Here is an 11,702-nt window from a genome sequence, read left to right on the forward strand (position 1 = left end):
ATAAATGGGATTCACCGTCCGCTTAAACGCTAATTAATCAAATACACATCAAAGCGATTTGCTTTGCCTTGCATTTCAATATGGGGCTTTTGCTGTGCTAAAAAAGGGGCTCCAGCGGGGCGCTTCACTACCACGCGCTTTTTAGCTAATGCGAGAGCCGGTGCAAGCAGCGCATCTGCGTCTTCATCAGGCCCGAGCAATTGTTGAAAGAGGCGCATTTCTTTTTTGACTGCCGCGCTCTTTTTACGATGAGGAAACATAGGGTCAAGGTACACCACATCAGGTACTACGTTTGTTGCAGTGGAGTTCCAATTCGCCATCAATTCTACGGCGATACCGTGATGTAGGTGCATACGTTCAGGCAGCCAAGCGCTCAGTTCAGGGCTGTGCTGGGCACGTTCCAACCCATCGGCCAACAACGCAGCCACCACAGGTGAGCGTTCAATCATATCAATATTGCAGCCTAAACTAGCCAATACGAAGGCATCGCGCCCCAAGCCAGCCGTGGCATCAAGCACGCGCCAATCGGTTTGCCCCTTTAGACCAACGGCTTTAGCCACGGCCTCTTTCTTACCGCCACCATGAAGGCGGCGAAACGTGAGGGCGTCAGAAGCAAAATCAACGAATACCTCACCGACTTTGGGCTCATCAAGCTGCTTTAGTGCCAAGTGCGCTTCGCTTTGCATCAGCACTAAACCGTGAGTGGCGTTTTCGTCAAAGCCCAGTTGCCAGTGCATCGCATTGTTCTTCGCTATTTTAATTAAAGCTGGGCTTGCGTTATCAGGCACGGTGATCACGGGCGTGCTCTTTGTTCGCTCAGTTGTCAATTTATCAGGCATGACCATAATGCTCTTTGTCACCCAACCAGCGGTTAATAATGGCTTGTGCGTTGGCCGGATGGTGCTCCCATAACTCTACTGACAAAGTTTGAACCTGCGGTATTAACGCTGCGTCACGCACTAAATCCGCAATTCGCAGGTCAGCCAAGCCCGTTTGCTTGGTGCCTAGCAACTCACCTGGGCCGCGTATTTCTAAGTCTTGTTGAGCGATATAAAAACCGTCGTGTGATTCACGTAAAACCGCTAGTCGCTTCGCGGCTACTTTTGTTAGCGGGCTTTGGTACATCAACACACAGTGACTCTCCACTGAGCCTCGCCCTACTCGCCCGCGCAGTTGATGTAATTGGGCCAACCCCAGACGTTCAGGGTTTTCTATGATCATCAAACTCGCATTAGGCACATCAACACCCACTTCAATGACGGTGGTGGCAACAAGTAAATCCATTTCACCTGCTTTAAACTGCTCCATTAAGCGCTGTTTTTCATCGGCTTTTAGTCGCCCGTGTACCAGGCCTACTTTTAACTCAGGTAAGGCAGTCGCTAAGGCAATGGCGGTTTCTTCTGCCGCTTGAGACTGCAACACTTCTGATTCTTCAATCAAGGTACAAACCCAATAGGTTTGCCTGCCGTGTTCAACCGTTGCTAAGCGAACACGCTCAACCACATCAATTCGCCGCGTTTCGGGCAACACAACTGTGGTGATAGGTGTACGTCCAGGGGGGAGCTCGTCAATCACTGACGTATCTAAATCCGCATAAGCAGTCATCGCCAACGTCCGCGGAATAGGTGTTGCGGTCATGATCAACTGATGAGGAAATGCGCCTTGCTGCAATCCCTTTTCTCGCAGGGCCAAGCGCTGATGCACGCCGAATCTATGTTGCTCATCCACAATCACCAATGCTAAAGACTGGTACTGCACCGTTTCTTGGAACACCGCATGAGTGCCTACCAACAATTGCAGCTTGCCACTGGCCAAGTTTTCAAGGGTTTCATTACGGGCTTTACCTTTTAACTTTCCGGCTAACCAACCGACTTCAATGCCCAATGGTGCAAACCAGCCTTGAAAGTTGTTCATATGCTGCTCTGCGAGCAGCTCGGTAGGTGCCATCATCACCACCTGATAGCCTGCACTAATCGCCGATAACGCTGCCATGGCTGCCACTAAGGTTTTACCTGAGCCTACGTCCCCTTGCACTAAGCGCATCATGGGTGTGGGCCGTTGCATATCTTGCTGAATATCTTTGATAACCTTTTGCTGCGCGCCAGTTAAATTAAAAGGCAAACTATCAAGTAGCTGTTTCAGCAGGGGTTCACTTGGCGTAATGGCAAAGCCTTTTTGTCGCTGACTTTGCTGACGTACTTTAAGCACGCTTAAATGGTGTGCCAGCAGCTCCTCTAACGCTAAACGTTGCTGAGCTGGATGCTTGCCTTCTTCTAACAAGGCGAGCGTAACGTCAGGGGGAGGTCGGTGAACCAAATGCAATGCGTCAACCAAGCCCACTTGCTGCTGATATATGTTATCTGGCAGTAATTCAGCTAAACCGCCTTTATCAAGCAAACTAAGCGCCTGTTCGGTCAAGTTACGCAAGGTAATTTGCTTAACCCCTTCGGTAGAGGGATAAACCGGCGTTAACGATTCAGCCAACTGCACGCTAGCATCTGGACTAATGATTTTATATTCGGGGTGCATGATTTCTAAACCATACTTACCCGCTCGCACCTCGCCGAAACAACGAATGCGTACCCCCGCCTCTAAGCTGTTTTTTTGCGCCGCCGAAAAATGGAAAAAGCGCAAGGTGATAGTTCCTGAACCATCAGTTATGCGCACAATCAGCATACGCTTGCGACCAAATTGCACATCACAGGACATAACCTCGCCCTCAACACTGGTGTGTAAGTGCGGCATTAACTCAGCAATTGGATATATACGGGTGCGATCTTCATAACGATGAGGTAAGTGAAACAACAAGTCTTGCACAGAGTGTAACCCTAGCTTCTCGAGCTTTTCTGCGACTTTACTGCCCACACCTTTTAACTGGGTAACCGGCGTTTGAGCTAGTCCGCGCATCGCATGTCCGCGCATCGAGTGTCCGCGCTTTGCGCTCGTGCAGCCCATTCAAAAGAGCGAACGAAAGAGGGTGAATTAAGAAAAGAAATAGCAGCCTGCCCGTTAAGTCATACTAAACATGTCAATGTGTAAACTATTATACTTCACGATTTAGCCATTCGTGGCAATAACTTAACAGCATTTGCAGCGTTATTTGCCACGATTTTACCATTCAGAACGTTAGATATAACTTACTACGCATGCTTATAGCGAATACTTCGCCGCTTGGTAGAGCAACTCTGGAGACAAACGCTGTTTATAATCTGGATTCACATAGCTAAATTTAATTACACCTTGCTCATCAAGAATAAACACGGCTGGTGCGGGCAATACGCCGCGCTCATCATGGGTTGACGTATTTAACACAATACCTTTTTTCTCTTTGTATTTGGCGGTTGTCTCTTTTGCCACATAAAAACCAATACCAAAGCCACGTATGGTATCCAGTGTGCTATCTGAAAGTAATTGCACCGTGAACTTACTTTGTAGTTTTTGTGCTTGCAATTGAGCGGGTGTCTCAGGAGAAATAGCCAGAATTTGATAACCTAAATCATCGAGCGACTTCTCAATGTCTTTAAGCCCGGCAAGTTGCCGATTGCAGTATGGACACCAGCCGCCTCGATAGAAAATAAGCACGGTCGGTTTTTGCATGAGCATGGCTTTTAAACTGACTGGCGCGCCTTCGGCGGTTTTCAACTTAGTATTTGGAGCCCCGTGGCCAACTAACAAAGGACTCACATCTTGAGCACTCTGAGCAATATCAGTGCGCTCTAACGCGCTACTGGTCACAGAAAAGGCCATCAGCAAAATAGCTAAACTGCCTATGGCAGCTTTCATAAAATGAAACATCTTTACCTCCTCAGTGGGTTACTCATAATCCAGTTATATTTACAGGGTTTAACCGCCCGTCACCAATTGACGCTTATCGCTTGGCTTAGCGATTACCTCTGTGACGTTTTTCATACTCAATCTCGCTGTTGCCCTCGAGCTCAAGCTTATGCATCGCTTTGGCCGTAGTTTGCATTCTTTGCCACCAGCTTGCATCAGCCACTATGTTGCCACCTTCATCGATGTGAGGGTACTCAAGGCCTTTATTTTTGCATACATTGGCTAAAACAGGGAACCCACCTTCAAATAGCACCCGTTGGCATTCTTCTTCATTTAGTTGCAGGGCGTCGTACATACCGGCTACGTCTCGCTGACGCTGGGCTTCGTACAAAACGAGCGCAGCTGCCACAGACACATTCAAAGATTGCACCATGCCCACCATGGGTATCACGATGTTTTTATCGGCTAAGGCAATGGCTTCTTCTGTTGCACCGTGCCTTTCTTGACCAAGGACAATCGCTGTCGGCTGAGTGTAATCAATTTCTCTGAAGTCCACAGAATCATCTGATAGATGGGTAACCAGCACTTGCATATTCTGTTGCTTTAAAACGCCTACGGCATCGCTGATGCTGCTGTGCATCTCGGTCTTAACCCAATGTTCAGAGCCCATCGCCGTGCCTTTACGCAGCTTGGTTTTATGATCCCACACACCATGAATCCGATTGATGCCTACCGCATCACAGCTGCGCAATATCGCCGATACATTGTGAGGCTTATGAACTTGTTCTAAACAGACCGTTAACGAAGGTTGGCGGGTACTCAATAACTTACGAATGCGCTGATAACGCTCTACTGACATGGGGGCTATAGCAGTCATAGTTTTATGTTCTTTTTCTTATTGATGCCATTGTGCCCCGATGCTCGCTAGTAAGCGCGCTTAACAGGCTGGCATCTTTCAATCAGCGCACGGCAATGAAGACATTCCGTGCGCAGTGCAACGCCTAAGCGCCGTCAGTGTTATACCATTACTTTTAGCTAAAAGACGACCTGAGGTTATTCAGGCAATTCCATCACACCGTCAATCTCAATTTGCGCACCTTTTGGCAACTCTTTAACACCAATAGCTGCACGCGCTGGGTATGGTTGTTTGAAATGCTTACTCATGATTTCGTTAACGGTGGCAAAGTTAGACAAATCCGTTAAGAAAATATTTACTTTCGCCAAATCATTGGTGCTGCCACCCGCGGCTTGGCAAACAGCTTGTACGTTTTTGAAAACTTGCTCAGCTTGCTCTGCGAAATCATCAGACACCATTTCCATGGTTTCAGCGACCAAAGGGATCTGCCCTGATAAGTACACAGTAGTGCCAGATTTAATCGCTTGGCTGTAAGTTCCAATAGCTTGTGGAGCCTTGTCAGTGTGAATAACAGACTTAGACATAATATGATTACCTTTTAAAGTTTATACGTTTTGAGATTTATTCTGCTTGGATTGGCTGTGCCTTGAAACCCGCTGTACTTCGGGCATTATGCGAATTTTGCGCATGACATCAGCAAGCTGAATACGATCCGTGATGGTCAGTTCGATATCGATATAATAGATACCGCTTTCTTTTTCTTCGGTTTGCAAACCGACAATATTAGAGCCGCAAGACGCCACATTATTGGTTAAGTTGGCGAGCGTCCCTTGATGATTAATTAACTCGATCCGCAGGGCTGCTTTAAATTCACCTTGAGGCTTGTCATCCCATTTCATAACAAGAATACGCTGGGGTTCTTCTTTACTGAGTTTGCGAATATTGCTACAGCCAGCTTGGTGGATCATCATGCCTCGACCAGGGCTTAGCACAGCGACAATTTCATCCCCGGGAATAGGGTGACAACAGCGTGAGTAAGACACGAGTAGCCCTTCTGTACCACGAATGGCCACTCTACGCCCGCTATCAGGGATTTCAGCGGCTTCGCCGAGTAAGCGCCGCGCCACAATGGCACTAAGCTCATTGCCCAACCCGATATCGGCAACTAAGGATTCAAAATCCTCATGCTTAGTTTCTTGTACGACCCGCTCGATGTCCTGCTGAGAAATTTCATCGAGTTTGGTTTTGCCTAAAGCATGACGCAGCAATCGATTACCCATGATAAAGGCTTCTTCTGAACGCTGATGCTTTAAATAATGACGAATATGCGAGCGAGCTCTGGCACTGACCACAAAGTTCAGCCAACTGGCATTAGGCTTGGCTCGTGGAGAGGTAATAATTTCAACGGTTTGACCGTTTTCCAGCGGTTTACTCAATGAATAAGTGCGTCTTTCAACTTTCACCCCAACGCAGGTGTTACCCACACCTGTGTGCACCGCGTACGCAAAATCGACGGCTGTAGCCCCAAGGGGTAATTCGATAATACGCCCGTCAGGAGTAAACACATAGATTTCATCGGGGAACAGATCGGTTTTTACGTTTTCAATAAATTCAAACGACGAGCTGGCGCTTTGCTGCAATTCAATTAACGATTGCATCCATTTTCGGGCGCGTACCTGCGCTGTGGTATCACTCGATTCAGAGTCATCTTTGTACATCCAATGGGCAGCTACGCCAATGTCAGCCATTTTGTCCATTTCAGCAGTACGTATTTGAATTTCAACCGGAATACCGTGCGGGCCAATCAAAGACGTATGCAATGACTGGTAGCCATTAGTACGCGGAATAGCGACGTAGTCTTTGAAACGACCTTCGATCGGCTTATACAAACCATGCATCGCGCCTAACGCCCGATAACAATTGTCTGCGCTGTCAACCACGACACGAAATGCGTAGATATCCATCACTTCATTGAACATCAACTCTTTGTTCTTCATCTTGCGATAAATAGAGTAAAGATGCTTTTCGCGGCCAATGGTTTGGGCGTTGATACCAAACGCAGCTAAGCGGGTTTCTACTTCTTTGCGAGTATTTTCAATGACTTCTTTACGGTTGCCACGCGCCTGTTTAACTGCGGCTTTTAGTGCCCGGTGACGCATAGGATACATAGCTTGAAAACCTAAATCTTCTAGCTCATTTTTAATATCATGTATCCCTAGGCGATGCGCAATAGGTGAATAAATTTCAAGCGTTTCTCTGGCGATACGGCGGCGTTTATCCGGTCGTAATGAACCAAGGGTCCGCATGTTGTGGGTGCGATCAGCCAATTTGATCAAAATAACGCGAATATCTTGCACCATAGCCATCAGCATTTTACGAAAGTTTTCGACCTGCGCTTCTTGCTTGCTGCTGAAATGAATTTTGTCGAGCTTACTGACCCCTTCCACCAGCTCGCCAACCGTTTCGCCGAATTCAACGCTAAGGGTCTCTTTGCTGTGGTGGGTATCTTCAATCACGTCATGCAGTAAGGCTGCCATCAGGGTTTCATGATCGAGTCGCATGTCCGCTAAAATACCGGCCACGGCGACAGGGTGTGTAATGTATGGGTCACCACTGGAACGCATCTGCCCATCATGGGCATCTCGGGCTACCACAAACGCACGCTGAGTCTCTGCTACCTTGTCCGCTGGCAGGTAGGCCTCAAGCTTTTGTTTTAAACCCTCAAAAAGATACAAGTGTTGTTAGTCTCAAACAGTGGAAAGTTTAAGGATACGGTGAATTGAGCACTAAGCCAACGGCTAAAACATCAGTTTGATGTGATGCCGTTGGGTTCAGGCTTTTTTCGCGAACTCAAATTCTCGAGCGAACGCTTGTTCTCGAACTACTGGTCTTGCAGAATATTTGCTACAGACTCAAACTGAGCTTGGTCTTGAGCATGTTGGTCACGCAAGTTTTCAGCATCAAGTGTAGAAGCAGTTACGTGTCCTTCCTCGATTTCACGTAGCGCTACAACTGTAGGCTTATCAGTACCTACCGATACATGGGCAACTTTACCTTCTATCGCAAGTTGTCTTGCGCGGCGTGCTGCGACTAAAACCAAATCAAACCGATTGCCAATTTTATCTACGGCATCTTCAACTGTTACGCGAGCCATTTTGATCTCCGTCGGGTAGCTATGTTTTAAAAAAAGGTCGCATAGTGTACTTGCAAACCTTAAATTAGAAAAGATCTTTCACGATCTTAGTGACTAATAATTATGCTAATCATTGGCCAGTAAGTTTTCAAACAGGCTTTGATGACGCATTACCTGCTTTTCTTTGCGCAAACGACGACTTGACACAATCGCATCTAGCTCAGCTAGCGCCGCGTCAAAATCATCATTCACCACGATATAATCAAATTCATGATAGTGAGATATCTCAGATACCGCTTTGTTCATTCGCTCTTGGATCACTTCTGGGGTGTCTTGTCCGCGCTCTGTTAAGCGACGCAGAAGCTCGTCACGTGAGGGTGGTGCAACAAAAATCGTTGCGGTATCCGGTATTTGCGCTTTTACCTGACGAGCCCCCTGCCAATCGATGTCTAAGAAAACATCAATACCTTTGCGCAAAGTTTGTTCAATGACGACCTTCGAGGTGCCGTAATAATTTCCGAAGACTTCAGCCCATTCAAAAAATTCATCCTGAGAAATGAGCTCTTGAAATACCTCTCGGCTAACAAAATGATAATGTACACCGTCTATTTCACCTGGGCGCGGTGCTCTAGTGGTATGAGAAACAGAGACCTGCATTTCATTGTTGTGTATTTCTGTTGCGTCATGGTTTTGCAGTAACGCTTTGATTAAGCTAGATTTACCTGCCCCAGAAGGCGCGGCAAGTATAAATAAATTTCCGAGTGATTGTGGCATAGAAGATTTTCAGTCAAGTAAGTGGATAAAGTGAGTGTTGAGATTTCTATGCAATGTTAGCATATTCCCTTTACAAAGGTGCGAATGCATCAAAACTGTTCACAAAAGGTGACGCAACCATGAACGACAGCCAATATCATCAACTCGTCGACGACCTACTGATTAACTTAGAAGAAATGCTCGACGACGTAGAAGCCGATATCGATTATGAATCAGCCAGCAGCATACTTACGCTAATTTTTGTTAATGGCAGCAAAATAATCATCAATAAACAACCGCCATTGCATCAACTTTGGGTGGCAACCAAGTTTAACGGTCATCATTTTAATTACCAAGAAGGCCTATGGATTGACGAACGCACAGGCGCTGAATTTTGGCAATTTATGAATGAAGCGGCAAGCAAGCAGGCTGAAGTCCCCGTGTCTTTCCCGCGACCGGCCGAATAGGCATTAGGCAAAACAGATAGAAGCACTGAGTTCTGCATGATAATGCGTGAAATAAAATAGAAATTTGGACAACAGAGTGGTACCCAATGAGTAATAGCAAGTTAGAAAGCGTAGAAGTAAACCCTAATCAGCCCCACACCGCCGTCGTTATCTGGCTGCATGGCTTAGGAGATTCAGGCAATGGGTTTGCGCCAATTGTGCCTGAGCTGAAAATTCCTGACTCACTACCTATTCGTTTTGTGTTTCCCCATGCCCCTGTTCGCCCCATTACCGTAAACAACAATATGGAAATGCGTGCATGGTACGACATTGCCAGCCTTGATTTTAACCACAGAGCGGATCGTACAGGAGTTGAAACCTCTGCCAAGCAAGTCGAAGCGTTAATTGATGCGGAAATTGCAAACGGCACACCTGCTGAGTGCATTGTATTGGCTGGTTTTTCTCAAGGAGGCGTGATTGCGTTGCATTTAGGGACGCGCATCAACAAGAAGCTCGCCGGTATCATGGCGCTATCAACCTATATGTGTGAACCAGAAACGCTCGCCAATGAAGCATGCGATGCCAATAAGAACACGCCCATTTTGATGGCTCATGGTCAGCAAGATAACGTTGTACCCGTATTTATGGGCAATGCCGCGTTCAAAGTATTAGAAGAAAATGGTTATCCTGTTACTTGGCAAGATTACCCAATGCAGCACAGTGTATGTTTAGAAGAAATTAATCATATCTCACAGTGGTTACAAGCGCGCTTAGGTTAAGCCTCTGCATTTTTATCCCAAGACGTGAGCGCTTGGGATAAAAATGTGATGAAATTTATTCTCTGCCATCACGGTTTTATTAAATAACATCCTTTATTTAATGACGAACATAGGCCATCACGGGAATAATTATGAGCATCAATCCATTATCATTTATGCGCAACATGGTGAAAACTGCTGCGTTATTCATCATACTCAGTTTCAGTCACTTCGCTTTAGCGCAAGATCCTATCGAAACCGGTTTTTTTAACAATAAAGCCATCTATGGTTACGATACCGTCGCCTACTTTACCCAAAACAAAGCAGTAAAAGGTTCCCAGAACTATACAACGACGTGGCGTGGAGCCGATTGGTTTTTTAGCTCGCAAGCACATTTAGATTTATTTCAAAGCGAGCCTGAAAAATATGCTCCTCAATATGGAGGTTACTGTGCTTACGCAATGGCAACAGGGGATTTCGTAGGGATAGACGAAGAGGCCTTTGTCATCGAAGACGGTAAGCTCTACCTTAACTATAGCGCTAGCGTGCAAGAAAAGTGGCTAGCCAATAAAGCGCAATATATCGAGCAAGCTGACACTGAATATCAACAAGCGATTCATCTAAATAACTAAACAAAGGGGCGTTATCAGCCCTTTAACATCACTAAACGCATTGTTTGCGCAGCTATTTTGCGCGAACAATGTAAAAAAGCACTGTCTCCAATCAAAACTAACGTCCAACCAACCTGCCGCGACACTGTGATTTTCACTAACGGTCCCTTACCAATAAAGTATTCGGCCTCTTCATCAATACTGGTCAACCTTATGTTTAATACCATTAATCCGCATCAACAAATGTCCCCTCAGAATGCGCCTTGTTTATGCCCTTTAAACGCTCGCTGAGTGGTTAATTATTTAATGGAATTGGTATTATTCACGTGGAATACTAAATTATTGCGCTTTTTCATTAAAACTAGGCCTTTGTCTACTCAAAGTAGAGGTAAGTTCTGGTAATATCGCGGTATAAACTTGTCCGTTAATAGTGAAGATTTCATGTCAGATCGCGTTATTCGAATTGCTACACGCAAAAGTGCTTTAGCCATGTGGCAAGCAGAATATGTTCAAGCCAAATTGCTTGAAGCTCATCCTCAACTGAACGTTGAATTGGTCCCTATGTCGACACAAGGTGACCGCATTTTAGATACCCCATTAGCCAAAATTGGCGGTAAAGGTCTGTTCATCAAAGAGCTTGAAATAGCCATGAGCGAAGGCCGAGCAGATATCGCAGTGCACTCAATGAAAGATGTCCCAGTGGATTTTCCAGATGGCTTTGGTTTGCATTGTATATGTGAACGCGAAAACCCATATGATGCATTTGTTTCCAACCGCTACGCCTCGATTGAAGAGTTACCCCAAGGCGCAGTGGTAGGTACATCGAGCCTGCGTCGCCAATGCCAAATTCGTAGCGCTCGTCCAGATCTCACCATCCGCGACTTGCGAGGCAATGTTAATACCCGTTTGGCTAAACTAGATGAAGGACAGTACGATGCTATTATTCTGGCTGCCGCGGGCCTCATTCGTTTGAATATGCACGAACGAATTAAAGCGTATATAGAGCCAACCGTCTCTTTGCCCGCTGTCGGCCAAGGCGCTGTGGGCATTGAGTGTCGCAATGACGATGCCGAGCTAATTGAATTACTCAAGCCATTGAACCACGCCGAAACCGAATCAAGAGTGAAAGCCGAACGCGCCATGAACGCCAAGCTAAATGGTGGTTGTCAGGTACCTATTGGCAGCTACGCTGTCTTAAACGGTGATGAATTATACTTACGCGGTTTAGTGGGCTCCCCTGATGGCAGTGTGCTTTTGCAGGCTGAACAACGTGGCAGTGTGAACGATGCACAAAGTATTGGTATTAGTGTCGCTGAGCAACTGCTTGAAAAAGGGGCGGGTGACATTCTTCAAGCGTTATACAAAGACTAA

General features: G+C 46.3%; 12 protein-coding genes. 4 read left to right on the top strand and 8 right to left on the bottom strand.

The features are described from left to right. Nucleotides 1-29: 29 nt before the first annotated feature. The 8 genes from FX988_RS11005 to gmk form a co-directional block, all read right to left on the bottom strand. Nucleotides 30-845, bottom strand: a complete 816-nt coding sequence (locus tag FX988_RS11005) for a class I SAM-dependent methyltransferase (protein ID WP_160179839.1) — start codon at nucleotides 843-845, stop codon at nucleotides 30-32. After that, the gene (gene recG, locus FX988_RS11010; RefSeq protein ID WP_160179840.1) at nucleotides 832-2,907 is read right to left on the bottom strand and encodes an ATP-dependent DNA helicase RecG; all 2,076 of its coding nucleotides are present in this window, start codon (nucleotides 2,905-2,907) and stop codon (nucleotides 832-834) included. Before recG ends, FX988_RS11005 begins: the two co-directional genes overlap by 14 nt. A gap of 243 nt (nucleotides 2,908-3,150) precedes the next feature. Further along, on the bottom strand, nucleotides 3,151-3,795 hold the full coding sequence (locus tag FX988_RS11015) for a peroxiredoxin-like family protein (protein ID WP_160179841.1): 645 nt from the start codon (nucleotides 3,793-3,795) through the stop codon (nucleotides 3,151-3,153). An 85-nt stretch (nucleotides 3,796-3,880) separates the two neighbouring features. After that, the gene (trmH, locus tag FX988_RS11020; protein WP_160182159.1) at nucleotides 3,881-4,633 is read right to left on the bottom strand and encodes a tRNA (guanosine(18)-2'-O)-methyltransferase TrmH; all 753 of its coding nucleotides are present in this window, start codon (nucleotides 4,631-4,633) and stop codon (nucleotides 3,881-3,883) included. Nucleotides 4,634-4,827: 194 nt separating this feature from the next. After that, complete coding sequence (locus FX988_RS11025; protein WP_007984291.1) at nucleotides 4,828-5,214, bottom strand: RidA family protein; 387 nt, start codon at nucleotides 5,212-5,214, stop codon at nucleotides 4,828-4,830. Between the two features lie 21 nt (nucleotides 5,215-5,235). Then, entirely contained in the window at nucleotides 5,236-7,365 is a 2,130-nt protein-coding gene (gene spoT, locus FX988_RS11030; RefSeq protein ID WP_160179842.1) for a bifunctional GTP diphosphokinase/guanosine-3',5'-bis pyrophosphate 3'-pyrophosphohydrolase, read from the bottom strand. Nucleotides 7,366-7,511: 146 nt separating this feature from the next. Continuing rightward, entirely contained in the window at nucleotides 7,512-7,784 is a 273-nt protein-coding gene (rpoZ, locus tag FX988_RS11035) for a DNA-directed RNA polymerase subunit omega (protein WP_007984296.1), read from the bottom strand. 105 nt (nucleotides 7,785-7,889) lie between these two features. Continuing rightward, nucleotides 7,890-8,537 carry a guanylate kinase gene (gmk, locus tag FX988_RS11040; RefSeq protein WP_007984297.1) on the bottom strand — a complete coding sequence of 216 codons (648 nt, stop codon included), beginning with the start codon at nucleotides 8,535-8,537 and terminating at the stop codon, nucleotides 7,890-7,892. A 119-nt stretch (nucleotides 8,538-8,656) separates the two neighbouring features. Here gmk and cyaY point away from each other — a divergent pair, with 119 nt between their 5' ends. The 4 genes from cyaY (at nucleotide 8,657) to hemC (ending at nucleotide 11,702) form a co-directional block, all read left to right on the top strand. Further along, nucleotides 8,657-8,983, top strand: coding sequence for an iron donor protein CyaY (gene cyaY / locus FX988_RS11045; RefSeq protein ID WP_160179843.1), 327 nt, complete (start codon nucleotides 8,657-8,659; stop codon nucleotides 8,981-8,983). 86 nt (nucleotides 8,984-9,069) lie between these two features. After that, on the top strand, nucleotides 9,070-9,741 hold the full coding sequence (locus FX988_RS11050; RefSeq protein WP_160179844.1) for an alpha/beta hydrolase: 672 nt from the start codon (nucleotides 9,070-9,072) through the stop codon (nucleotides 9,739-9,741). Between the two features lie 131 nt (nucleotides 9,742-9,872). After that, on the top strand, nucleotides 9,873-10,352 hold the full coding sequence (locus tag FX988_RS11055; protein ID WP_160179845.1) for a YHS domain-containing (seleno)protein: 480 nt from the start codon (nucleotides 9,873-9,875) through the stop codon (nucleotides 10,350-10,352). 420 nt (nucleotides 10,353-10,772) lie between these two features. Continuing rightward, nucleotides 10,773-11,702, top strand: coding sequence for a hydroxymethylbilane synthase (gene hemC / locus FX988_RS11060; RefSeq protein ID WP_160179846.1), 930 nt, complete (start codon nucleotides 10,773-10,775; stop codon nucleotides 11,700-11,702).

The organism is Paraglaciecola mesophila (assembly GCF_009906955.1).
GTDB lineage: Bacteria > Pseudomonadota > Gammaproteobacteria > Enterobacterales > Alteromonadaceae > Paraglaciecola > Paraglaciecola mesophila_A.

What these genes read in the sequence shown, in the direction of transcription:
- recG (WP_160179840.1), bottom strand. Translation starts at nt 2,907, where the DNA reads ATGCGCGGACTAGCTCAAACGCCGGTTACCCAGTTAAAAGGTGTGGGC.
- cyaY (WP_160179843.1), top strand. Translation starts at nt 8,657, where the DNA reads ATGAACGACAGCCAATATCATCAACTCGTCGACGACCTACTGATTAAC.
- FX988_RS11015 (WP_160179841.1), bottom strand. Translation starts at nt 3,795, where the DNA reads ATGTTTCATTTTATGAAAGCTGCCATAGGCAGTTTAGCTATTTTGCTG.
- trmH (WP_160182159.1), bottom strand. Translation starts at nt 4,633, where the DNA reads ATGTCAGTAGAGCGTTATCAGCGCATTCGTAAGTTATTGAGTACCCGC.
- FX988_RS11055 (WP_160179845.1), top strand. Translation starts at nt 9,873, where the DNA reads ATGAGCATCAATCCATTATCATTTATGCGCAACATGGTGAAAACTGCT.
- FX988_RS11025 (WP_007984291.1), bottom strand. Translation starts at nt 5,214, where the DNA reads ATGTCTAAGTCTGTTATTCACACTGACAAGGCTCCACAAGCTATTGGA.
- FX988_RS11005 (WP_160179839.1), bottom strand. Translation starts at nt 845, where the DNA reads ATGGTCATGCCTGATAAATTGACAACTGAGCGAACAAAGAGCACGCCC.
- hemC (WP_160179846.1), top strand. Translation starts at nt 10,773, where the DNA reads ATGTCAGATCGCGTTATTCGAATTGCTACACGCAAAAGTGCTTTAGCC.
- gmk (WP_007984297.1), bottom strand. Translation starts at nt 8,537, where the DNA reads ATGCCACAATCACTCGGAAATTTATTTATACTTGCCGCGCCTTCTGGG.
- FX988_RS11050 (WP_160179844.1), top strand. Translation starts at nt 9,070, where the DNA reads ATGAGTAATAGCAAGTTAGAAAGCGTAGAAGTAAACCCTAATCAGCCC.
- rpoZ (WP_007984296.1), bottom strand. Translation starts at nt 7,784, where the DNA reads ATGGCTCGCGTAACAGTTGAAGATGCCGTAGATAAAATTGGCAATCGG.